This is a genomic window from Ruegeria sp. EL01, from assembly GCF_900313035.1.
Taxonomy (GTDB): Bacteria; Pseudomonadota; Alphaproteobacteria; order Rhodobacterales; family Rhodobacteraceae; genus Ruegeria.
Genome location: NZ_OMPS01000038.1, coordinates 57,597 through 80,533, shown reverse-complemented (window position 1 = coordinate 80,533; position 22,937 = coordinate 57,597). Strand labels below are relative to the sequence as shown.

The window sequence follows — 22,937 nt, the reverse complement described above, 5'->3', positions numbered from 1 at the left end:
TCGGAGAAAGCAATGAAGGTTTCGACACTTCCCCAAATGGCGCCGCCAGCCGCGAACAGGCTTCAGGCAGTGTCTGAAGATCTTGAAGCGACGTTTTTGGCTGAAATGCTCAAATCCGCGGGCTTGGGTAAAACGCGTCAAGCCTTTGGGGGTGGCGCGGGCGAGGATCAGTTTTCTTCGTTTTTGGTGCAACATCAAGCACAACAACTGGCCCGGTCGGGTGGGATCAGACTGTCCGAAATCCTTCTGCAGTCAATGATGGAGAAACCAAATGAGACCTGATCCTAATACGTCCCTCATTAAATCGTTGGAAGAAATTCTGGACCTAGAGCGCGCTGCGCTGGTGGAAGGGGATCTGGACCGTCTGACGCATATGGTGCCCGAAAAGGAAAAACTGATCGGCGCAATCAACGATCTTCAGGTTCGGGATAGTGACGAGTTGGTTCGAATTCAAAGCAAGGTCGAGCGCAACCAAGCTTTGCTGAACAGCGCTGCTGAGGGAATTCGCGCAGTTGCGGGTCGCATGGCCGAGCTACGGCGAGTCCGGCAGGAGTTCAGTACGTATGGCGCAGACGGTCAGCGCAGCGGCTTTACAGTCCGCGGCCATGCAAAACTGGAAAAGCGGGCATAGACGAGGGTTTGATTCAAATCCGAAGTTTCTGGCTCGCGCGTTTTAGCACTCCGTTAGGGGATCGGCGGCAAAACTGATCCTGCACCTGAAACAGCAGGTGGCGCGAACAGCCGCACGGTGCGTCGCACAAGTCAGAAAGACACCATTTCCCGCAGATGCTGTGGGGTGAACAAGGGCTTAAAGGCCCGAACGGAAAAGGATGAAAGCTATGTCCAGTATTCTGACAAACAATGGCGCAATGGTTGCGCTGCAGACCCTGAAATCGGTCAACAAAAGCCTGGAAATGACCCAGAACGCGATTTCAACTGGTAAAGACGTTGCCACTGCAAAAGACAACTCTGCTGTTTGGGCAATTTCCAAGGTGATGGAATCGGATGTCAAAGGGTTCAAAGCGATCAAAGACAGTCTGGCTTTGGGTGAATCGACTGTTGCGGTTGCGCGAAACGCATCTGAAACAGTCACCGATCTGTTGACCAAGATGAAGGAAAAGATCGTTTCCGCCCAGGAGGACAACGTTGATCGGGCTAAAATCAATGACGATGTTGGCGCGCTGCGCGATCAGATTGCGTCGGTCGTCGGGGCTGCGCAGTTCAACGGTTTGAATCTGGTGGATGGTTCGGCAGGGACTGCTTCGATCCTGTCGTCACTTGACCGCGACAGCGGCGGCAACGTGAGGTCATCTTCGATTTCAGTTGCGAGCCAGGATTTGTCGACCGGCGGTTACACCAGCAAGGGTGTTCTTGCAGGATCGGACAACGCAACAACCGATAACGATGCGGCCGGTTTCACCATGGACAAGTCCGGTGGTAGCGGTGACATCGTGATCGACAGCGGAACCGATAACTTTGCTGCAGGTGACAAGATTGCGATTACCATCGGCGACAAAGTTGCATCTTACACCGTTCAGGCCGGTGATCTGGATCCGTCAGGCACTTACGACGCCGCATATACTGATGCCATCGTTGCCGTCGGGCTGAAAAACCAGATTGATGCGCTTGGAATCACGGGCGTTGCTATTGACTATGATTCCAGTGCGGCAGGTACGCTGTCTTTCGTAACAGGTACCGCAACGGCTGGTGCTGATGCATCTCGCGACGTTACCGTGTCGGCTCAGTTCACCAATGCGGGGTCTGGTGGTCTTGGCGCGCTAAGTTCGGTTGATGTGTCCTCAGATGCGGGCGCGGCTGCGGCACTAGGCACAATTGAGACGTTGATCAACACATCGATCGACGCTGCCGCGGCCTTTGGCTCGGCCCAGGGCCGGATCGAGACGCAGCAGAATTTCGTCTCGAACCTGACCGACTCGTTCAAATCGGGCATCGGCTCTCTGGTCGATGCAGATATGGAAGAGACCTCGGCACGTCTGCAGGCGCTGCAGGTTCAGCAACAGCTGGCTACGCAGTCGTTGTCGATCGCCAATCAGGCGCCGCAATCGATCCTGTCACTGTTCCGTTAAATTCGGAACCCGGGTTGAGGCGCGGTCTTCGCGCCCCAACTTTGACTGTATGAAGACGGCCCATTGGAAGGATTTCAAGTGACACCGCAAACGCTTGCTCAAAACGCATATGCGCAGACTGCCGCTCCGACACGAACGCCGCGCGATACGGAATACGAGGCGATTTCGAAGATCACGCGTCGGCTTAAAGCGGCCGCAGCCCGAAAGACGACAGATTTCTCTGCGTTTGTGCAAGCACTGCACGAGAACAGGCGATTATGGACGGTTTTGGCGACCGGCGTTTCAGATTCGGACAACGCCTTGCCAAACGATCTCAGAGCCCGAATCTTTTACCTGGCCGAATTCACCGAACATCACAGTAGTCAGATTCTTGGCAACAACGCTGCTGTAGAGCCACTTCTTGAAATCAATACAGCCGTTTTGCGCGGACTGCGCCAGATGAGGGCGACATGATGGGAGGGCTGGTTTTGAAGCTTGCCCCGAAAGAGAGGGTTCTGATCAACGGTGTCGTGATTGAAAACGGGGATCGCCGGAGCAGGTTTTCGATCATGACGCCTCAGGCAAACGTTTTGCGATTGCGGGATGCGATTCACCCGGACGAGGCAAATACACCCGTGCGTCGCGTGTGTTACGCTGCCCAGCTGGTTCTGTCAGGAGACATGGAGCCCGGTCATGCCCGCCAGCAGTTGTTGCGCCGGGTCGAAGAGCTGAGCCAGGTCTTTACCGACGCCGATAGTCACCGCATTTTGGCCGAGGCCACGGACGCGCTGGTTTCTGAGCACTACTACAAATGCCTCAAATCCCTACGGTCGCTACTGCCTCGCGAAGAGCGGTTGATGGCGTATCAACAATGACCTTTCAGCCTGTCATACCTACCAGCGGGCTGGTCGGCTGGCGGTTTATTCAGCGTACATATGACGCCCAGCTAGAGAGTTTCACGTCTTCGAACGTAAATGAAAGAGACGCCAAGTATTTCCTCGACAACATCGGGAACGCTCAAACCGCAGAAGATCTGGTCTCTGATCGGCGGTTGCTGCAGGTTGCGCTCGGTGCATTTGGTTTGGAAGGTGATCTAGACAACCGTTTCTTTGTTCAAAAAGTTTTGGAAGACGGGACCAAAGCTCAGGATGCGCTGTCCAACCGGCTGTCAGACAAAAGATATCGTGAGTTTTCTGATGCTTTTGGGTTCGGTCCGGGGGAGGTAAGAAAGACCAGGCTTGTTACCAATATGGAGAAAGTCGCACGGAACAACTTGGTCAACAGATTTGAGATTTCTGTTGGGGAAACTGATGAAACGATGCGTGTTTCGCTTTATGCGCAACATCAGTTGGTTGACCTGGCCGAGAGCGATTCCAGTGGCGACACGAAATGGTTCGATCTGATGGGATTGCCACCACTTCGCAGCATGATGGAGACAGCGCTTGGCTTGCCGTCAGTATTTGCGCGATTGGATATCGACACTCAATTGTCCCAGTTTAAGGACCGATTGCGACAGCTAACCGGATCGGATGATCTGGCTCAGTTTGCTGACAAAGAGGCGGTTGAGAAGCTTACCGACACCTATCAGGCGCGCAGTCAGGTTGCTCAACTGCAAAACTCGGTTTCTCCGGCTCAGACTGCGCTGATCTTGTTGGGGGCCGTTGGGTAGTGTCGAAGGCGGTAAGAAGGCTGGACGCCGTCGCTTCTTGTGATCCGCTTCGGATCACAAATGGCGCCCTGAAAAGTGAACTCAAACCAAATAAATTAATCTCTGGGTGTGCTTCTTTTGTTCAAAATCTCATCTGCTGAGGTACGCAACGCATAAGACAAAACCGGTTTTGACACGTTGTGCAGATTGACTTCGCCCAGTGGCAGTGCGTTGGCGCAAGCGGGCGCGATATCCTCGGACACAACAATACGATGACCGGACGCTTTGCCGAACTCTCCAAGGCGAGCGGCGATGTTTGCGGCCTGCCCGATCACAGTAAAGTCGAGACGTTCACGCGATCCCACATTACCATATGTCACACGTCCATACGCCACGCCGATTGAGCAATCGCAATGGATGTCGGTTTCGGATTTCCGCAATTCCCCCAATCTTTCGACGATTTCAATCGATGTGCGTTGCGCATTGGTGCGCGCGGCGGTGGGATTGTCATCGGTTGCGGGGAAAACGGCCAGCACAGCGTCGCCTATGAACTTAAGTACCTCGCCGCCATTGTCGTGGACGATGCCTGAAACGGTGTCAAAAAACTCATTCAGCAGATTGATGTATTCGGTTCTGCCCAACCGTTCTTCGAGACTGGTGGAATCGCGCAGGTCGCAGAACATGATTGCGGCATCAATCTCATCCCCGTCACCGCGCCTGATTTCACCCCCAAGAACACGGGCGCCAGAGCGTTTGCCCACGTATGTCTCGAGCAGAACCTGAGCATTCTCGCGCTGCATGAACACTTCATAAAAGCGGGCAATCACTGAAGCGCATTCAAATACGAGCCCCAGATTTTCTGTCGTGAAACCGTCCGGATGATCGCAGGTCAGGGTCAGTACATTCGTACGCCCATCCGAAAACGGTAGCGGCATTGCCACATAGTCTGTAGCCCCTTTCTCACGCAGCTCCTCCATAATCGGGAAGCTGTTATGGGGGTTGTCATCGTTTATTCTTTGACGAACGCCGCCCAGCCCATTGGAGACGTGGCGCAACGGGCTGTTGATGAATGCGGGGTGGTCGTAGATTTCATATGTCGGGGCGCGAGTTAGAATCTCGGGCTGACCTTTTTCCCAAATGTAGTGTTTCCCGACAATCAGCGGGTGCAGGGACCACGCCAGGATGCTAAGGCGTTGGATAGCAATGCCGTGTTGCAACATTTTTTCGGCCAGAGCCTTGGTGAAAGCCTCTGGCGTGTCGGCGAGTGACGCACCGCGCATCAACCAGTCGATCAACGGGCCGCTGATATTGCCATCTTCGGGTTCGCGTAGGTGGTTCTCGCCCAGATCAATGGAGGTATAAGCGCTGGGCATGAAGCCGATGTGGCCTTGAATGGCAGCGCTTTCGGGTAAAGCTTCTTCATAGGCCCAGACAGAATTGGCCAGATTTTCACCTGCCAGGTTCACATCATGATAGGTAGCCGTGCCCTTAAATGGGCAAAACGTCTGCAGATCGGTTTCGTCACCGAGGTCCACGCTCACATCCTGACGCGGAAAGTAGATAGTGGGGGACAGGCGCGTTTCGTACATCACCTTGGCATTCTGACTTTCGGCCAAAAGGACATCGTTCCGGTAAATGGCGACCCGACCGTTCAACGGTTCAACGGAAATACCATAACCTTTGATCTGTGGTGCGGCGTGGACGTTCATGATCGACCTCACTTGCCATAGGCTTTGTTAGAATGGGGCTTTGTGGCTGTTTTTCCAAGGGGGCTGCTGGGTTTTCACCAGCGCAGATGCTGTAGCGGGGCGCTCAGACCATTTGAATCACATCTTTTTCGATGGATAGCATATAGCCCTTCTTTGCGATGTTCTTCACAAGCAACTCGCTGACCATTTGGTTCCCCAAGGTATCGCGCAACCGCTTGATCCGCGTGGCACCTGCGGCTTCGTCGCAATCTGCAGCTCTCCGGCCGGATATCATCGCCTCAATCTGTGCGCCGGACAGGACTTCGTCATCCAGCCGGGACTCGGCCAGAACCGACAGGGTTTCCATGGCTGCGGGCGTCAGCTTAAAATCCATGTTGTTGAGGTAAACGGTGTTTTCCTCGCGACTGATCAGCAGAGATGTGACCTGAATTCCGGTGCGTTCAATTTGCGCCATGCGCCGGTTCAACAGCACAAGCATCACCAGAAAAACAAGTGCTGACACCAGCATCGCGCAGGCAAACACCAACAAGACATAGATCACCATGCGATAGCTGGCCAAAGTATCTGCGAAGGCGGTGCCCGATTGGGCGAGGATCTCAAGCAGACGGATCTCAGCTTGCGAGGTCAGATCGCTTTCGACAAACAGCCTTTCGACACGTGCGTTGAAGGCATTGGCGTCTGGCAAGGTCCAGAACAAAAAAACCGCTGCGGTAATCAGAATCGCCAGAATCGCGGCGATCCCCAAACCAACCAGACGAACGCCAGACCGCCGCGCATCAGAAACGGAGATAGAATTTTCCGGCATTGGTTTTCCTTTGATCCAAGCCTTCCGGCCCAAACACGGACAGGACGTTTAGTAAGGTCCAACCCGACGCATTCAGACGCTGGGTGACCTCTTGCTGGGCCTGGCCCTTGTCACAGGCCGAGACCTGCATGATGCCATAATGCAGGCGCAGCGGGTTGTCCTGCTTCGCCTTGTAATCTGCGTAACACTCAGCCGCTGACGCAGCAGAGCCAAGCGATATCAGGGCCGCGCAGGCCAGAGAAGAGAGGATCGGTTTCATAGGCTGCATCCTGCGCACGGGTGCATCTGATATTCAATAACTTAAGGGGCTTGCGATCGCTGATATCCGATAACAAAGCGCTGTTATTGCTTGTCTGGCAGTGACCGCCCCAGTGTCCAGCCATCGAATTTGCGGTCCTTTGCAGGATCGCCAAAACATCCGAAAGGACATCGTTATGCACCGGAAATTCATTGCTCTGATCATTGTGACTGCCGTGGCAGTCACTGGGGTTTCGGCGTCTCAGGCCCGCGCGGCCGATACCAAGGATATTCTGGGCGGGCTGGCCGCAATCGCGATCATCGGCGCAGCAGTTCATCATTACAACAAAGACAAACGCAAAAACCGCGCGACACGTCGTTACGACCCTGTGCGACCCGCACCTGTGATCACGCCGCAGCCCGTGCGACCGTTACCACAGCATGTCGCACGCTACGATTTGCCGCAACGCTGTCTGAGGACTTTCAAAGCCTACGGTGATCGTCCGCTGCTTGGGCCTAACTGCCTCAAGAAGCACTACAAACATGCCAATAGCCTGCCGCAACAGTGCAAGGTCGGTTTCTGGAATGGCAAAAAGGTCAAGCGCGCCTTCGAGCCCGCTTGCCTGCGTCAGCAAGGATACCGGGTCGTTTACCAGTAGTTTTTTCGAGCAGGAGCGGTGTCGCAGAAACGCCGTGCAGGAGGGGGTGGTGAGAACTGCCCTCTCTTTTTGCTTGCGGTGCGAGATGAAAACCGGTTTTTCGAAGGTATGACGACACCAAATTTCGACTTTGAGAAAGCCCTGCATGCACAAGGCTATGTCCGCATCGCTGGTGTTGATGAGGTCGGGCGCGGCCCCTTGGCTGGCCCGGTAGTGGCATCTGCAGTCATCCTGAACCCGCAAAACATCCCAGTTGGGCTGAACGATTCCAAAAAGCTGACCGCCAAGCGCCGCGTAGTTCTGGACACCGCGCTACGGCAGAGCGCCGAATTCGCAATAGCCGAGGCGTCAGTCGCAGAGATCGACGAGATCAATATTCTGCGCGCATCGCATCTGGCGATGGAGCGGGCCGTGGCCGCATTGAACCCGGCCCCGGATTACTTGTTGATTGACGGAAACCTGATCCCGCGCGGCTTGAAGATCGCATCACAGGCGGTGGTCAAAGGGGATGCACGATCTGTGTCGATTGCGGCGGCTTCAATCCTTGCCAAAAACTGGCGCGATCAGGTGATGGTGGATTTAGCGCAACAGCATCCCGGCTATGGGTGGGACACAAATGCAGGCTATCCGTCAAAACAACACCGCGATGCGCTGCGAAATCTTGGTGTGACCCCACACCATAGACGTTCATTCAAGCCGGTCCACAATATCTTGTATCAAGAGTAAATCGTAAGTCGCTGATTCAAAAAAGAAATTGACGGCGAATCCAGGATGACTCATCCTTGTCTCAACCAAATGAGCGCAAAAGCGCCGTGGAACCGAGGCAGTGAAATGACCACAATCAAGACAAAGAGCGCAACCGCGCTCCCTCTAAACACGATTCTATCCGGGGACTGCATCGATGTGATGAACAGTCTGCCCGAGGCATCCGTGGACCTGATTTTTGCGGACCCGCCCTACAATCTGCAACTGAAAGGTCAGTTGCATCGCCCCGATAACTCTCAGGTGGATGCGGTCGACGATCACTGGGACCAGTTTTCCAGTTTTGGGGTCTACGACAAGTTCACTCGAGAGTGGCTGAAGGCAGCCCATCGCCTGTTGAAGCCCAATGGCGCAATCTGGGTGATTGGATCGTACCACAATATCTTCCGTGTAGGCACGGCCTTGCAGGATGCAGGCTATTGGATTTTGAACGACGTGGTGTGGCGGAAATCGAACCCGATGCCGAATTTCCGAGGCAAGCGGCTTACCAACGCGCATGAGACGATGATTTGGGCCTCGAAGCAGGAAGGCGCAAAATACACGTTCAACTACGAAGCCTTGAAGGCGCTGAATGAAGGCGTGCAAATGCGCAGCGATTGGGTGCTGCCGATCTGCACCGGACACGAGCGTCTGAAGGATGAAAACGGCGACAAGGCCCATCCGACGCAGAAGCCCGAGTCTCTGCTGCACCGTGTGCTGATTGGTTCAACCAATCCGGGTGATGTCATTTTGGATCCGTTCTTTGGCACAGGCACAACGGGTGCCGTGGCGAAGATGCTGGGCCGCGAATTTATAGGCATCGAGCGTGAAGAAAGCTATCGCAAGGTAGCTGAAAAGCGTATCGCCAAGGTCCGCAAATTTGACCGTGAGGCGCTGGAAGTCAGCGCCAGCAAACGCGCCGAGCCGCGTGTGCCTTTCGGCCAGTTGGTGGAGCGTGGCATGCTGCGTCCGGGTGAAGAGCTCTATTCCATGAACCAGCGCCATAAAGCTAAAGTGCGTGCCGATGGTACGCTGGTAGGCGACAACGTCAAAGGCTCGATCCATCAGGTCGGGGCGCATCTTGAAAATGCCCCGTCGTGCAATGGCTGGACCTATTGGTGCTTCAAGCGCGATGGCAAAACGGTGCCAATCGACGTGCTGCGCCAGCAGATCCGTTCGGAACTGCACAGCTGACAACCAAATACCGCCGGTGCCTGTGGCCTGACACGAGGCACTACGCCTTGCCCCGCCGTTTACGGCGGGGTCTTTTGTTTTCCCGCCAGAGGTGGTTGCATGCAGCAGCCCTTACAGACCCTGCAAAAGGCCGAGGCCATGACAGATTCAACAGCAAGCCAATCTCGTTTCGGAAGATTTTTTCTAACGCCGCCCGACAGCGTCGAGTTGGACAATAAATACACCGAGGCTGCATTGGCACGGCACAAGCACGAGGGGTTGGAGCTTGCCGTTCGGGCCCGGTGGATCGCTATGGCGCTGACTGGAATGCTGCTGATCTTTCTGAATCCGCATTGGGATGTCATGTGGTATCATTTCATCCTGTTGCTGATCTGCGCAAATGGCTGGTTGATCCGACGCGCTGGCCGGGTGGGGCAGTCCCGGACGGAGTTACTGCTCATCTTTTTGGACCTGCTTATCATGACATTGGGCATGATAGTTCCGAACCCGTTTAGTGACGATCTAAGGCCACTGGCCATGCAGTATCGCTTTGACAACTTTCAATATTTTTTCATCATTCTTGCTGCGGGGACGCTTGCGTATTCCTGGCGGACAGTTGTCGCAATCGGGACATGGACGGCAATGATGTGGACGGCCGGATGGATTATCGCGTGGTGGCTGGCAACCCCGATACCGGGCATCAGTGAGCGGGTGGCTGATGCGTTGCAGGGCTATCCGGATGTTGCTGAATTGCTAGACCCAAACAGCTTTATGGTTCCGCAACGGGTGCAGCAGGTTATCGTTTTCGTGATGGTCGCCGTGACTCTGGGCGTTTCGATGCGTCGGTTGAATCAGTTGTTGATGACCAATGCGGGGCTCGAACGTGAGCGAGCAAACCTGTCCCGGTATTTCTCACCCAACGTGGTCGAAGAACTCAGCCAGAATGACGAGCCTCTAAAGCAGGTTCGCAAAGAGAATATCGCTGTTTTGTTCATTGATATCGTGGGGTTCACAAAATTCGCGGCAGGGCGCGACCCTTATGATGTCATCGAAGTATTGCGCGGGTTTCATGCCCGAATGGAAACCGAAGTTTTCCGGCACCACGGCACCCTGGACAAGTATTTGGGGGACGGGCTGATGGCCACGTTCGGCACACCTGTTCCGACGCTCTTTGATGCGACCAATGCGCTGGCTTGTGCCCGTTCGATGGTGGATGTCATGGAACGCTGGAACCTTGAGCGCCGTCGCGCTGGCGAGCCTGAGATCCAGGTTGGTATTGGGGTTCATTTCGGCTCGGTTGTGCTGGGGGACATTGGCGCTAATCGCCTGGAATTTGCTGTCATCGGGGATGCGGTAAATGTCGCCGCCAAGCTGGAGGCCAAGACGCGAGATCTTGAGGCACGCGTTGTCATCAGTGAGGCTGTGCGGGAACAAGCATTAAAGGAACCCCCCACGAGCCAAAATCTGACCGAGGGTTTTGTCCTGCGGCCAAATCAGACCGTGCGCGGGGTCGAGGCCGCCATGAATATCTGGATGATGTGAGAGGCAGCGCTGCCGCCGCTTGAAATTGCATCAAAAGATGCAATGCCAACCGTTGGGCCGGACAGCGCGCGAAATGCGCACTGCGGTCAGGCATTTGGGGGCGGGTTTGCTGCTTTGTTGTAGAGCTGCCAGTCCGAAATCTCAGGGTAGTAGTGACGCCGCCACTCTCGGACACGGGGATTCATCACCCGTCGCCACAAATGAGGAAACATCGCGGCTATGGTCATCACCGGATAGCCATAGGGCAGTTGTGGCGCGGCGTCCTGCGTATGATGTTGCAGTAGCGGAAAGCGTCGGTTTGGTTTGTAGTGGTGGTCCGAATGCCGTTGCAGGTTGATCAATAACCAGTTCGACGCCTTTTGCGATGCGTTCCACGAGTGGCGCGGCAAGACATGTTCGTATTTCCCGTCGCCCAGATGTTTTCGGGTTAGGCCGTAATGCTCGACATAGTTCACCAGTTCCAATTGCCAGATCGCGACACCAGCCTGAAGCAGGAACAGCGCCAGACCTAGCCAGCCGCCTATCACAAAGGCCAATAACATCATGCCGCCTTGCAAGGCCCAATAGCGCCAGAACGGGTTTTTGCGATTCGTCCACGGCTGGCCCTTGCGGGCCAGCTTGTCGCGTTCGGCCTTGAACGCCGAAACCAGACATTGCCACAGAACGCGCGGGTAGAACCGGTGAAAGCCTTCGTTGTAACGGGCCGTGACCGGATCCCGCGGCGTGCCGACATAGCGGTGATGCACCAGCAAGTGCTCGGACCGGAAATGAGAGTACAAGACCATCGCCAAAAGCACATCTCCAAACCAACGCTCAAGGCGGCTGCTTTGGTGCATCAGCTCGTGGCTGTAATTGATTCCAATAGTCCCCGAAACAACGCCCATCCCGAAGAACAACCCAAACTTTTCCAGCCCCGACAGATGATCGGAGTGGCTGGCATACCAGATCAATCCGTAGAGCGTCAGAAACTGAGCGGGCGCCCAAAGCTTGGTCAGCAAAACATACCACTGGAGCACATCGTCCGGCGCGTTTGGATCGGCATTGTCTTCATTCAAGCCGGTGAGGCGGTCAAGCACCGCAAAGGCCCACCATGTCAACAAGGGCACCAACAAAAGCCACCAGCCGCCAACAGCGGCAGTTGCCCAGATCAACGGGATCAAAAGAAACGAGACCCAAAAGGGGATAGCGGATTTCCAATCCGATAACGTGCCTGATGCGATCATCCTGATGCTCCGAAATGATATGCGCAGCCTAGCCGCGCCAAACGCGCTTGCACAGCGGACTTATTGCCCCTGCCAAAGGTCATGTGCCTTGCGCATCACGGTCGGAAGATCGCTGGGCTTGAACTCGTGCTTGCCGAGAATGGTGAGGCTGTCCGGTGTCGTATCCGCAGGCAATTCAGCGGTCCAAACCCGCAAAACCAGATGGAAATGAGTGAACGTATGGCGCACCTCTTCTGACAAGACGCTCCAGTCGGCTGAAAAAGGTGGAGCCTCGGACGGGGTGCCGGACCAGTCAGAGCCGGGCCAACCCAGCATGCCGCCCAGCAATCCTTTGTCCGGCCGACGTTCCAGCAGCAGGGCGCCGTCCTGACGGCGTGCGATGTAGACGTGCCCGAACCGCGTTGGTTTGGCTTTTTTGGCAGTTTTCTTGGGTAGATCCGCTTGTGTGCCCGCGATCCGCGCAAGGCAAGGTGTGCGCAAAGGGCAGATGCCACAGGCCGGAGATTTGGGCGTGCAGATCGTGGCCCCCAGATCCATAACGGCCTGCGCGTAATCGCCGGGCCGTTGCGTTGGCGTCAGAGCTGCTGCCTTTTCCATCAAGATTGGTTTTGATCCGGGTAAGGGGTCATGGATTTCGTAAAGGCGCGATATGACACGCTCGACATTGCCATCCAGAACCGTTTCAGGGCGGTCAAATGCAATTGCTGCCACTGCGGCCGCAGTATAGGGGCCGATACCCGGTAGTTTAAGCAGCGCGTCACCGGTATCCGGAAATTGCCCGTCGTATTCATCGGTCACGACACGCGCGCATTTCAGCAGGTTGCGCGCACGGGCATAGTAGCCCAGGCCGGCCCATTCCCCCATGACTTGATCATCCGGGGCTGCCGCCAGTGAAGCAACATCACGCCAGCGCGCAGTGAAACGCATGAAGTAATCGCGCACCGCAGCAACGGTTGTTTGCTGCAACATGACTTCGGAAAGCCACACGCGATAAGGATCTGGTGTCACTCCGGCGGCGCGGTCAGCGGGGCCAACACGCCACGGCATCTGGCGGGCATTGTGATCGTACCAGTCCAAAAGTGCGACGCTTACGCTGAATTCACAGATGTCACGCAAGTTTTATCTATCTCCCCGTCGGGTTTCTCTGGCGCCTGTGCCCATGCCCTCTACAATAGCGGCGCAGGAGTTGGAAACCAGATGCAACGCAGACGTTCGTCGACACGCGGGTTCAAACGCACCGCATCCTTGCTGAATGACCAGATTCGGCGCGCCGGTGAAAGCCGGGGCTTTGCTGTGTCGCGCCTGTTGACCCATTGGGCCGAGATTGTTGGGCAGGATACCGCCGCCATCGCGCGACCTGTGAAAGTTGGCTATGGCAAGGGCGGGATTGGTGCGACACTGACTGTTCTGACCACTGGACCGCAGGCTCCGATGTTGGACATGCAAAAAGAACAACTGCGCGACAAGGTGAACGCGGTCTATGGATATAATGCCATCAGCCGCATACGCATCACCCAGACCGCGCCGACCGGATTTGTCGAGGGGCAGGCCAGTTTCGACCACAAGCCGAAACAACCGAAACCCACGATTGCACCCGAAATTGTAGCCGAGGCAGACAAAGTGTCGCGTGATGTTCACGATGGTGATTTGCGCGCAGCCCTTGAACGTCTTGGTCGTAACGTTCTATCCAAACAAAAACGCTGAGAAAGGGCTGAGAATGAGCCGTATTGCAACCGTAATTTGTGCGGTCGTCGCCGTCGCCGCTGGCGGCTATTGGCTGACGCTGTCAAATTCTACTGTAACCAATCCTCTGGTCAGCAGTGCCGAGGCACAAGTAGCTGACCTGGACACATCGACCGTCGTCGAAATGGTGCAAGGGGACAAGGATGCGCCTGTCGAGATCATCGAATATGCGTCCTATACCTGCCCACATTGTGCGAACTTCCACAAAGGGACGTACAAACAGCTAAAGAAAGACTTCATCGATACCGGTAAGGTCAAATTCATCTACCGCGAGGTTTACTTTGACCGCTATGGTCTTTGGGCATCGATGGTGGCCCGCTGCGCGGGCCCCGAAAAGTTCTTTGGCATTACCGATCTGATCTATGACGGACAGTCCGAATGGACTCGTGCTGGCGGTCCGACCGAGATCGTTGACGAATTGCGGAAAATCGGTCGCTTGGCCGGAATCGACAATGATCAGCTTGACGCCTGCCTGCAGGACGGCACGCGCGCGCAGACTTTGGTTGCCTGGTATCAGGAAAATGCTGAGCGTGACGGTATCGAGGCAACGCCCTCGTTCATTGTGAATGGCAAGAGCGTCTCAAATCAGTCCTACGATGAATTCAAAGCGCTGATTGAAGACGAACTGGGCAGCTAAAGCCCGTTCCGGTCGGCGCATTCTGTGCCGACCGAGTCGCTTAAGGGGATGGTGCCGCGCGTAGCAGCATATCCCTGATCTTCTCTGGTTCAGATATCTGAAGGCGAACCGGCAAAGTGATCACTTTGCTTCGAAAGGCTTGGGGCAGGCGCACGGCGTCCTTCTCGGTGGTCACCATCTGCGCACCCAGCAACCGCGCCTCGTTTTCCAATCTGGACATAAGGGCTTGCGTAAGCGGCTGATGATCATCCAGCGCTTCTGCCCGCAAAAGCTCGACGCCTTGTTGGCGCAGGGTTTCAAAGAACTTTTCTGGATGCCCTATGCCCGCAAAGGCCAAAGCTCGGGTATCAGCCCAATCCATTCCGGTCTGCAACGGCTCGACCGATCCGCTGACATGCGGCACCGTGAGTTGGGCGCCCCAACGATCAGAAAACTGCGACTGAGCAACGCTGTCCCCTAGCGACAACACTATATCAGCCCGCTTCAGCCCTGTTTCCACCGGTTCCCGCAATGGGCCTGCTGGAAGGCACAAACCATTCCCAAACCCGCGTTGTGCGTCGACCACGATGACCGAAAAATCCTTGGCGACTGACGGATTCTGAAACCCATCATCCAGAACGATCACGCTTGCCCCTTCGGCAGCGGCGGCCAGGGCACCTGCGGCGCGATCTTTGGCGACCCAGACATCGGCAAACATAGCCAGCAGTAGCGGCTCGTCCCCGACCTGTGCAGCGGTATGTTTGGACGGGTCGACCTGTACAGGCCCTTCCAACGACCCACCATGTCCGCGTGTCACGATGTGCGGTTTGTGCCAGGCGTTGCTCAGTTGTTCGACAATCCAGATGACGGTCGGAGTTTTGCCGGTGCCTCCCGCGTTCAGATTGCCAACGCAAATCACTGGCACACCGGGATCAACACCGGACCCCGAAGCGACCCGGCGCGCAGTCGCAGACGCATAAATCCGGCCCAGAGGAGCCAGCAACCGTGCCCGAAAATCCAGCCGGTCCGGGGTTGTATTCCAAAACTCAGGTGCGCGCATCGTCAGTGCTCCGATGGTCCAGAGTTTCTTGCACCATCTCGATCAACTGATCGGCCTGGGGTGCACCTTCGGTAATCATTTGCCATCCCGCCAAGGCCATAGCAGCGGCCTTGTCCGGGGCAAGCAGCTGAACGACGGATTCTGCCAGCTCATTTGCCGATTTTACAGTTCGCGCCGCCGCGGCCTTTTCAAGACGATGGTACAGATCCTGATACCGGTTCACAAACGGACCGTGAATGATGGCCGAACCGAGCGCGACGAAGTCCAGCGGATCCTGCCCGCCCTCGTCAAATTCAAGCGAGCTGCCAATGAATGCAACAGCCGAGACGCGTTGCCACAGCCCAAGATCCTCGGGTTCTGATGATAGGATAACTTGGGTTGTGTCCTCGATTAGGCCGCCCTCATCCCAATTGCTGCATCGCAGGTCCATGGACTCGAGACGACGATGCAGCGGCGTGGCTTCGCTGATGTCAGCGACGTGAAGCACCAGCGCCAACCGTGGTAGCAGCCTCAGGGCCTGGCGATGCGCGCTGAGGACAGAGATGAATTCTTTGTCCTGAACCCAGGCGGCCAACCACACGGGCCGCCCCGCGAGTGTTTGGTTGATTTCGATCAGCTCGTCCTCGGGCCAGGGACTGGGGTTCGGGCTGATCTGCAGCGGAGGGGCCTCTGACACCTTCGAGGACGGAATGCCCAGACGCCGAATTTGGCGGGCGGTTTCAGGTGTTGTTGTCAGGATCTGGCGAAAACAATCGAAGGTATACCGGGTGATGTCAGGCAACCAACGTGCGCTGCGGGCAATCGTAATGTCCAGTTTCGCTTCGATCAGGATCAGGGGAATACCACGTTCGTGGGCGCGGGTGATGATGTTCGGCATCACGCCACCGCCAACCCAGATCCCCATATCCGGACGCCAGTGGTCTAGAAACCCGCGGGCGGCCCCGGCTTGTTCCATTGGAAGCTTGACCAGAGGAAATGTGCAGCCGGTCCAACGTGCAAGATCGGCGTTGGGTGGGGCGGTCAGCAAAATCGAAAGCCCGGGGCGTGCCTGCTGCATTTGACGGCAGAAATCATTGACGACACGCAGCCGATCCTGCGAGGCAATGTGTATCCACAACAGCTCGCCCTCTGGTCGGGGCAGATCCGGTTGACCAGCCCCGTTTGGCACGCCCCAGGACAAAACCCGATAGGCCGCCAAACTCAGAGAGCGTGGCTTGCTCATTCGCCAATGCCTGACCCATCCGGGTCCAGCTGCGCCGACAGTTGCCTGTGAATTTCGACACCGGCCGCAATAACCCCGTTTAGACGGGGATGAGTGTTGTTGAACCGCAGTGGCAGACCGGTTCGGTCTGAACAAAGCCCGCCCGCCTCACGAATGATCAGATCACCAGCGGCGATGTCCCATTCCCAACTGGGGCGAAGGGTCAGCATGCCGTCGAACCGTCCTTGCGCAACCAAAGCCATGCGATAGGCCAGAGAGGGGCGATAGGCTCGTTCAAAGTCAGGGACCTCTCCCCGACGCCAATGATGGGCGGCAAGGTTGGGTTTGGCCGCCAGTATTTCGGCCTGCTCCAATCCGGCAACCCGGGACGCCTGAATTGCTTGCCCGTTCAATGTTGCGCCCTGACCCTTTGCTGCGGCGTAAAGCAGGTCGCGCCTTGGCAGATACACAACGGCCGCTGTCACTTCACCCTGATCTGCAACGGCCAGAGAGTGCGCCCATGTGCGTGCGCCTTCGGCGAAGCTGCGGGTGCCGTCGATCGGATCAATGATGAACGCGATGTCCCGCGACAGACGGTCAGGGGTGTCTTCTGTCTCTTCGCTCAGCCAGCCATAGCCTGGCCTTGCGCCGGGCAGCCGTTTTTCAAGCATCGCATTGACCGCCAGATCCGCTTCGGTCACCGGGCCAGCGCCATCGGGTTTGTCCCAACGTTGTGCCTGCGTGCCAGAATAACGCGTGGCGATCTTGCCAGCCTCAAGCGCGGCCTCAATCAGAAGGGGTAAGTCAGTTGCCGGCAAGCGTCATTCCTTCGATGAGCAACGAGGGGACCACCCGCGACAGATAAGGGCGCGCGTCATTGGCCGGCAGGATCCGTTTCAACATATCACGCAGGTTTCCGGCGATGGTGCATTCATTGACCGGATATGTGATCTCACCGTTTTCGACCCAAAAACCCGAAGCGCCCCGGGAATAGTCGCCCGTGTTGGGGTTGATCGTAGAGCCGATCATCGAGGTCACCAGCAACCCTGTTCCCATGCCTGTCAGCAGGTCAGCACGGCTCTGGTCGCCCTGTGTCAGGCTCAGATTCCAGTTGCTGGGCGATGGCGGCCCCGAGACGCCGCGCGTGGCATTTCCGGTCGAGGCCATATCCAGTTTGCGTGCGCTGGACAGATCCAATGTCCATCCGGTCAAAATACCGTTCTCAACAATGGCGCGACGTCGCGTGGGCAACCCTTCGGCGTCAAAAGGACGTGAGCCGGCGATGCGTGGGCGGTGCGGGTCTTCGATCAGGGACAGATGTTCGGGCAGAACCTGCTGTCCCAAACCATCTGCCAGCCATGATGCCCCGCGCGCGATCGCGGCGCCGTTGCTGGCGGCCAGCAGGTGACCGATCAGTGATGATGAAATACGTTCGTCGAATAGGACTGGGAAACTACCAGTTGCGGGTTTGCGGGCGCCAACCTGTTCTACCGCGCGCTCACCTGCTGTGCGCCCGATCTCGTCGGGGCTGCGCAGATCAGCCTGAAAAGTGCGGCTGTCACCATCATAGTCACGCTCCATCCCGGTGCCTTCGCCCGAAATGGCAACACACGAGGTCGAGCGGCTGCTGCGCTTGTACCCACCGGAAAACCCGTTGGTCATCGCCAGATGCACCCGGTGTGTGCCGTAGCTTGCTGCCGCGTCCGACACTTGTGATACCCCGGAAACGGCCAGCGCCGCCGCTTCGGCGCGCAGCGCATCCTGCATCAAGGCTTCTGCCGATGGCTCCGAGGTGGGATCAAACATCTCGAGCGCTTGAATGTTCCAGTCTTCGGCAATCTGATTGCTATCGGCCAAACCGGCAAACGGGTCTTCGGGGGCTTCGCTGGCCATGGCAACGGCGCGTTCGGCCATTGTCCTGAGCGTTTCCGGCCGCTTGTCCGAGCTGGAAACGATGGCCTGCCGTTTCCCCAGAAATACCCTTAGACCCAAATCCGTGCCTTCAGATCGCTCGGCATGCTCAAGCGCACCGCCGCGAACTTCGACAGAAACCGAGGACCCGTCGATAACGATGGCATCGGCGGCCTCGGCCCCTGCATTGCGGGCCGCATCCAGCAGTTGCTGGCTGATTTCTTCTGGTGTGCGGGTCATGTGGCCTCCGGTTTGATTGCATTGGACCTAGCCTTGGACCGACCGTCTCGCAATACCTGTGACCAAATTGTGCAGCGAGTCGATGGCATTGCCGCGTCTAAGTTTCCGGCATACTGCACCGGCAAGACTGGTCTGCATTGCACGCAAACTTATTTCGCAACGACGCATGATCCAGTGATTTGTCTATGGGAACCGCGTTCGATCAACCACGCAAGAACGGTGATCGAGGGCCAGATCGCTGGTAGTTCGAATGAGGAGGCCACGACCAGGCAGCCTCCTCTTGTTATCACTATTTGATGCGCTGACCATTGGCCAGGATTTGGCCGTCCTCAGTGAACTCGATCTTGGAATTCAGCGTATCGGGCTCTTCTCCGGGCACGGCCATCATACCCATCATCATCCGTGCGCCCATGGCGTCATTGTCTGACATCAGTCCCATGCCGATCAGTTTGTCGATCAACGTGTTGGCCCCTACAAGCTGCAGGTTCGCCACACCGGACGGAGCCGGCAGCCCATCATACTCTTCAACGTTCGCGTTATCGAAGGCGAAATCTCCATCGCCGCTCAGCTTGGCTCCCACCATCGACACCAGCAGCTCGTTGATTTTTAGCGAATGCAACTCTCCGGGGGCTGCATCGTCCGCTTCCATGGCAGCTGCGGCTTCTGGGTCGAAGATATTCATCAGAACTTTGGCTGTGCCGACCGTATCCAGTGCAATTGTTGCAGGATCGCGCGGCAATGTGCCCGCCGGATCAAACATGCCCCACAGCACGTCAGACATGGTGAAATCAGTTAGGTTCATACCAAAGCCAAATGGCTGAATCTCTTCTGATTGCTGAAGCGGGAATTCGAATTGCAACCCGGCCTTCGCCATCGCCAACTCGATCGGGAATGGCAGATCTGCTGTTGTTACGGCCAGCTTCGTGCTGTTCTGTTCAATGTCATAAGCTACGCGTTCAGCATCTATGCTGGCTGCGAAACGTCCGCCTTCGGATGTGCTGCCCATCGAAAACGCCTCGCCCTCGCTGACGCCGCTGACATCTGTCGCGCCAGACGTGTAGGTGAAGTTGCCCGAAAAGGCGAAGCCGGCCTCGTAGAACGCCTGCGGGTTTGACAGGTCAAAGTCACTTGGGATGATGTTCTCGCCTTCAAAGGCCAGCCCATTCAGTTTTCCGTCGATCAGACCGGTTTCGTCGTTTTCCGGATCCTTGAACCGGACATTGTACGACATGTCGGCCGCATTGAACGTTTGGGCGATGTCGCGATTTTCGCCGACACGCATCCGCGAACTTCCGTCCACATCGTTCGCTTCCATGCTGACGCCCAGAATATCGTTTGGCAAGGTTTCGCCGTCCATCTCAAGCGAGTCCAAAACGATACCCAGTTTGGCCGCCGTATAGTCATAGGTCATCTCTTCGGGCGTCCCGGAAACGACCATCTTCAACTGGCTGTGAGAATAGATGACATCGGCAGAAAATTCTTCTCCCTCGGCCTGTCCGACAACGGTCATCGGGAAGCTTTCTGGCAAGTCGATACTGACCGTGCCATCGCCATTTTCCGTCAGCGTCATTTCCGGCATGGTCATCTGGAATTGCCCGTCGTCGTCGGGAAACTCCATAGACAGGGTCATGTTGGAAATTGTCGTAGTATCGCCGGATGCGCTTTCGTCACCCGCAATATCGTAACCCATTGATGTAAAATAACTCTGCCAATCAGCCCAGACATCGTTTGCGGTCAGGTCGGCCAGTGCGCCTTGGGTTGCAACGGCATAAGCCAAGGCTGCGCCAAAACTGCGGCGTAGGAAAACAGACATAAGGTAACCCTTCTTGATCAATTTGGTGCGCATGGTCGGGCTTGTTGAGGGCATCGTCAAGGGGGCAAGGGGTAGACCAATTCCCCGTTTACGCGGTACGGCTGTAGTTGATTTCCGAACCGACGGATAAGGAGAAGCAAATGCAAGGAAAAACGGTACTCATCACAGGGGCCAGCCGCGGGATCGGGGCCGAGGCAGGGTGCGTTTTTGCCGCAGCTGGCGCCAATGTCGTGCTGGTCGCTCGGAGCCGTGACCAGATCGAAACCCTGGCCGCCGCGCTGGGCGACAACGCAATTGCACTGGCCTGCGATGTCAGCGATTTTGCGCAGGTTGAACAAGTGGTTGCAGATTGTGTCGACCGTTTTGGTGGTTTGGATGTGCTGATTGGCAATGCTGGTGTGATCGAGCCAATTTTCCATCTGTCCAACGCCGATACCGAAGCTTGGAGCCAGGCAATTGATATCAATCTCAAAGGCGTCTTCTACGGCATGCGTGCGGCCTTGCCGATTATGCGCGTCGCCGGGGGTGGTACGGTTTTGACCGTGTCTTCTGGCGCGGCATCGAACCCGGTTGAGGCCTGGAGTCACTACTGCGCGTCGAAAGCCGGGGCGAAGATGCTGACAGAGTGTCTTCATCTGGAGGAAGGTCATCATGGAATTCGCGCCATGGGCCTGTCACCGGGCACGGTTGCGACCGATATGCAGCGGGTCATCAAGGCCAGCGGCATCAATCCGGTCAGCCAGTTGGATTGGGACGATCATATTCCGGCTGACTGGCCCGCGCGCGCGCTTCTTTGGATGTGTTCCAAGGACGCGGACGGGTATCTGGGCACTGAAATTTCACTCAGACAAGACGAAATCCGCAAAAAGATTGGGTTAACGTGATCGATCTGACGCAAGAGGGTGGGCTTTGGACCGTCACGATCAACAACCCGGGAAAGGCGAACGCCCTGACTGGGGCGATGTTGACCGAGCTGACCGAGATCGCCGAAGCCGCGACTGGGGCGCGTGCCCTGATTCTGACAGGGGCGGGCAAGGTGTTCAGTGCTGGTGCTGATCTGGACGAGGCGCGCGCCGGGCTTGCGACCTCGGATGTCTGGGAGCGGTTGTCCGGTGCGATTGCGGCACTGCCGTGTCTGACGGTTGCAGCATTGAATGGAACATTGGCGGGCGGGGCCAACGGGATGGTTTTGGCCTGCGATCTTCGTATTGCTGTGCCGTCAGCCAAGTTTTTCTACCCGGTCATGAAACTTGGGTTTTTACCCCAACCCTCTGATCCCGAACGCATGTCTGCTTTGATCGGGCCAGCCCGAGCCAAGCTGATCCTGATGGCCGGGCAGAAGATCACCGCACAAGAGGCATATGCCTTTGGTCTTGTTGATCGCGTCGTGGAGCCTGAAGATCTGATACCAACAGCGCGACAGCTGGTGGCAGATAGTGTTGGTGCAGACCCTGAGATTGCAACCGGAATAGCGGGGTTATGTGCATGAGGATTTCGGCCTTGCGGTTGCGGGTTTCTGATCCGGGCCGCCTTGCGCAGTTCTATTCCGAAGTGCTTGGAATGTCCGCGCGCAAAGAAGGACAGAATTACCGGATTGGATATCACGGCGAAGACGCGGATTTGCTTTTGAGTCAGGGCGGTGGGGGCTATGCACCTGATCGCGGACAACGTTACTGGAAAATCGGTGTCACCGTGCCGGATGTGGATTTGGCCGCGGCATTTCTGCAGAAGCAGGGTGTGGAGGTCAGCGCTCCGCAGCAGTTTCTGGATATCGGGTATATGTGCCATCTAAGCGATCCCGAGGGCTTTGTCATAGAGCTGCTGCAGCACGACTTCGAAGGCAACCGCCCCGAACAGGCGGGTGATCCTGCAGCCCCTTTTGCGCAGGCGCGGATCGGCCAGATCACATTGCGTACAGGGGACATAGCCTCCGACGACACATGGTGCCGTGATCAGGGGATGACGCTTTTGTCGATGCAGGATGTGTCTCCCTATGGGTTTGACCTGCACTTTTACGCCTTTACCGAGGACACCCTGCCAAATCCAGATCTGTGGGCCGTTGAGAACCGCGAATGGCTGTGGAAACGCCCTTATACTACGCTGGAATTTCAGCATGTCGCGGGTGCGGAGTTTGCGCCGGTGCCTGACTATCTGGGGATCGAGGTCGAAGGCCTACCCACACCGCTTCAGGACGCATTTGGTGACCCGGTTTTGCCGGGCTGATCACCGTCCACGCCGTTTGCCCGGCACTTTCGACCGAAACCCGGGCGGACGCTTGCGGACCCAGGCCAAAAATTTCTCAAGCCTCGGATGGGTTCGCAACGCGTTGACTGTGTTGAAGCTGCGGGCCAGTTCCGTTTCGCTCAGTGTCGCGTGAACTTCTTTGTGGCAGATCTGGTGCAATAAAACGGTCGGTTCGCCCTTGCCTCCTTTGAGTTTTGGGATCAGATGATGCAGGCTGCCAGACCCATCCGGGATCGGGCGGTCGCAAAGCGGACAGATCGGATTGCTGTTTGTCATAGTGACCGCAAAATCACGCCAATAGGCGGC

Annotated in this window: 26 protein-coding genes; 15 read left to right on the top strand and 11 right to left on the bottom strand. The window is 56.5% G+C overall.

Going from position 1 to position 22,937, the window contains the following annotated elements:
- Positions 1–12 precede the first annotated feature (12 nt).
- From D9K61_RS15375 to D9K61_RS15350, 6 genes are all read left to right on the top strand, one after another.
- Entirely contained in the window at positions 13–282 is a 270-nt protein-coding gene (locus tag D9K61_RS15375; protein ID WP_120634076.1) for a rod-binding protein, read from the top strand.
- Entirely contained in the window at positions 272–631 is a 360-nt protein-coding gene (locus tag D9K61_RS15370; RefSeq protein ID WP_120634075.1) for a flagellar biosynthesis protein FlgN, read from the top strand. Before D9K61_RS15375 ends, D9K61_RS15370 begins: the two co-directional genes overlap by 11 nt.
- A 208-nt stretch (positions 632–839) precedes the next feature.
- Positions 840–2,087: a flagellin gene (locus tag D9K61_RS15365; protein ID WP_120634074.1), complete on the top strand. Its 1,248-nt coding sequence runs from the start codon at positions 840–842 to the stop codon at positions 2,085–2,087.
- A 78-nt stretch (positions 2,088–2,165) separates the two neighbouring features.
- A complete protein-coding gene (flaF, locus tag D9K61_RS15360; RefSeq protein ID WP_120634135.1) occupies positions 2,166–2,540 on the top strand; it encodes a flagellar biosynthesis regulator FlaF in 375 nt (124 codons plus the stop codon).
- Positions 2,540–2,941 carry a flagellar biosynthesis repressor FlbT gene (gene flbT / locus D9K61_RS15355; protein WP_120634134.1) on the top strand — a complete coding sequence of 134 codons (402 nt, stop codon included), beginning with the start codon at positions 2,540–2,542 and terminating at the stop codon, positions 2,939–2,941. Before flaF ends, flbT begins: the two co-directional genes overlap by 1 nt.
- A complete protein-coding gene (locus D9K61_RS15350) occupies positions 2,938–3,735 on the top strand; it encodes a DUF1217 domain-containing protein (protein ID WP_120634073.1) in 798 nt (265 codons plus the stop codon). The genes flbT and D9K61_RS15350 overlap by 4 nt, the downstream gene beginning before the upstream one ends.
- Before the next feature lie 95 nt (positions 3,736–3,830).
- Here the strand turns inward: D9K61_RS15350 and D9K61_RS15345 are convergent, their stop codons facing one another.
- The 3 genes from D9K61_RS15345 to D9K61_RS15335 all read right to left on the bottom strand — a co-directional run bounded on the left by D9K61_RS15345 (position 3,831) and on the right by D9K61_RS15335 (position 6,487).
- Positions 3,831–5,423 (bottom strand): DUF427 domain-containing protein, encoded by a 1,593-nt coding sequence (locus tag D9K61_RS15345; protein ID WP_120634072.1) that lies wholly within the window; start codon positions 5,421–5,423, stop codon positions 3,831–3,833.
- Between the two features lie 103 nt (positions 5,424–5,526).
- The gene (locus D9K61_RS15340; RefSeq protein ID WP_120634071.1) at positions 5,527–6,228 is read right to left on the bottom strand and encodes a hypothetical protein; all 702 of its coding nucleotides are present in this window, start codon (positions 6,226–6,228) and stop codon (positions 5,527–5,529) included.
- The gene (locus D9K61_RS15335) at positions 6,200–6,487 is read right to left on the bottom strand and encodes a hypothetical protein (RefSeq protein ID WP_120634070.1); all 288 of its coding nucleotides are present in this window, start codon (positions 6,485–6,487) and stop codon (positions 6,200–6,202) included. Before D9K61_RS15335 ends, D9K61_RS15340 begins: the two co-directional genes overlap by 29 nt.
- 175 nt (positions 6,488–6,662) lie before the next feature.
- Between D9K61_RS15335 and D9K61_RS15330 the strand changes: the two genes are divergently transcribed.
- The 4 genes from D9K61_RS15330 (at position 6,663) to D9K61_RS15315 (ending at position 10,580) form a co-directional block, all read left to right on the top strand.
- The gene (locus tag D9K61_RS15330) at positions 6,663–7,124 is read left to right on the top strand and encodes a hypothetical protein (RefSeq protein WP_120634069.1); all 462 of its coding nucleotides are present in this window, start codon (positions 6,663–6,665) and stop codon (positions 7,122–7,124) included.
- Between the two features lie 108 nt (positions 7,125–7,232).
- The gene (locus D9K61_RS15325) at positions 7,233–7,850 is read left to right on the top strand and encodes a ribonuclease HII (RefSeq protein WP_120634133.1); all 618 of its coding nucleotides are present in this window, start codon (positions 7,233–7,235) and stop codon (positions 7,848–7,850) included.
- Between the two features lie 105 nt (positions 7,851–7,955).
- Positions 7,956–9,059, top strand: a complete 1,104-nt coding sequence (locus D9K61_RS15320; protein WP_120634068.1) for a site-specific DNA-methyltransferase — start codon at positions 7,956–7,958, stop codon at positions 9,057–9,059.
- Between the two features lie 138 nt (positions 9,060–9,197).
- Complete coding sequence (locus D9K61_RS15315) at positions 9,198–10,580, top strand: adenylate/guanylate cyclase domain-containing protein (RefSeq protein ID WP_120634132.1); 1,383 nt, start codon at positions 9,198–9,200, stop codon at positions 10,578–10,580.
- Positions 10,581–10,666: 86 nt separating this feature from the next.
- Here D9K61_RS15315 and D9K61_RS15310 read toward each other — a convergent pair whose 3' ends face one another.
- Positions 10,667–11,803, bottom strand: a complete 1,137-nt coding sequence (locus D9K61_RS15310; RefSeq protein ID WP_120634067.1) for an alkane 1-monooxygenase — start codon at positions 11,801–11,803, stop codon at positions 10,667–10,669.
- A gap of 60 nt (positions 11,804–11,863) precedes the next feature.
- The gene (mutY, locus tag D9K61_RS15305; protein ID WP_120634066.1) at positions 11,864–12,919 is read right to left on the bottom strand and encodes an A/G-specific adenine glycosylase; all 1,056 of its coding nucleotides are present in this window, start codon (positions 12,917–12,919) and stop codon (positions 11,864–11,866) included.
- 81 nt (positions 12,920–13,000) lie between these two features.
- On the opposite strand from mutY, the gene D9K61_RS15300 reads away from it, so the two are divergent.
- Positions 13,001–13,507 (top strand): DUF721 domain-containing protein, encoded by a 507-nt coding sequence (locus D9K61_RS15300; protein WP_120634065.1) that lies wholly within the window; start codon positions 13,001–13,003, stop codon positions 13,505–13,507.
- Between the two features lie 13 nt (positions 13,508–13,520).
- Positions 13,521–14,183 (top strand): DsbA family protein, encoded by a 663-nt coding sequence (locus tag D9K61_RS15295; protein ID WP_120634064.1) that lies wholly within the window; start codon positions 13,521–13,523, stop codon positions 14,181–14,183.
- Positions 14,184–14,223: 40 nt separating this feature from the next.
- On the opposite strand, the gene lpxK is transcribed toward D9K61_RS15295, so the two are convergent.
- The 5 genes from lpxK to D9K61_RS15270 form a co-directional block, all read right to left on the bottom strand.
- Positions 14,224–15,222, bottom strand: coding sequence for a tetraacyldisaccharide 4'-kinase (gene lpxK, locus D9K61_RS15290; RefSeq protein WP_120634063.1), 999 nt, complete (start codon positions 15,220–15,222; stop codon positions 14,224–14,226).
- Entirely contained in the window at positions 15,209–16,444 is a 1,236-nt protein-coding gene (locus tag D9K61_RS15285; protein WP_120634062.1) for a 3-deoxy-D-manno-octulosonic acid transferase, read from the bottom strand. Before D9K61_RS15285 ends, lpxK begins: the two co-directional genes overlap by 14 nt.
- The gene (locus D9K61_RS15280) at positions 16,441–17,241 is read right to left on the bottom strand and encodes a 3'(2'),5'-bisphosphate nucleotidase CysQ (RefSeq protein WP_120634061.1); all 801 of its coding nucleotides are present in this window, start codon (positions 17,239–17,241) and stop codon (positions 16,441–16,443) included. The genes D9K61_RS15285 and D9K61_RS15280 overlap by 4 nt, the downstream gene beginning before the upstream one ends.
- A complete protein-coding gene (locus D9K61_RS15275; protein WP_120634060.1) occupies positions 17,228–18,574 on the bottom strand; it encodes a TldD/PmbA family protein in 1,347 nt (448 codons plus the stop codon). The genes D9K61_RS15280 and D9K61_RS15275 overlap by 14 nt, the downstream gene beginning before the upstream one ends.
- A gap of 289 nt (positions 18,575–18,863) precedes the next feature.
- A complete protein-coding gene (locus D9K61_RS15270; protein ID WP_254055796.1) occupies positions 18,864–20,420 on the bottom strand; it encodes a DUF2125 domain-containing protein in 1,557 nt (518 codons plus the stop codon).
- Positions 20,421–20,527: 107 nt separating this feature from the next.
- On the opposite strand from D9K61_RS15270, the gene D9K61_RS15265 reads away from it, so the two are divergent.
- Genes D9K61_RS15265 through D9K61_RS15255 form a run of 3 tightly spaced genes read left to right on the top strand, consistent with a single transcriptional unit; the run spans position 20,528 to position 22,610 of the window.
- Positions 20,528–21,271, top strand: a complete 744-nt coding sequence (locus D9K61_RS15265) for an SDR family oxidoreductase (protein ID WP_120634059.1) — start codon at positions 20,528–20,530, stop codon at positions 21,269–21,271.
- Positions 21,268–21,876, top strand: coding sequence for an enoyl-CoA hydratase/isomerase family protein (locus D9K61_RS15260; RefSeq protein ID WP_120634058.1), 609 nt, complete (start codon positions 21,268–21,270; stop codon positions 21,874–21,876). The genes D9K61_RS15265 and D9K61_RS15260 overlap by 4 nt, the downstream gene beginning before the upstream one ends.
- The gene (locus tag D9K61_RS15255) at positions 21,873–22,610 is read left to right on the top strand and encodes a VOC family protein (protein WP_120634057.1); all 738 of its coding nucleotides are present in this window, start codon (positions 21,873–21,875) and stop codon (positions 22,608–22,610) included. Before D9K61_RS15260 ends, D9K61_RS15255 begins: the two co-directional genes overlap by 4 nt.
- Here D9K61_RS15255 and D9K61_RS15250 read toward each other — a convergent pair whose 3' ends face one another.
- Positions 22,611–22,907, bottom strand: coding sequence for an HNH endonuclease (locus D9K61_RS15250; RefSeq protein WP_120634056.1), 297 nt, complete (start codon positions 22,905–22,907; stop codon positions 22,611–22,613). It lies immediately after the preceding gene.
- Between the last annotated feature and the right edge of the window lie 30 nt (positions 22,908–22,937).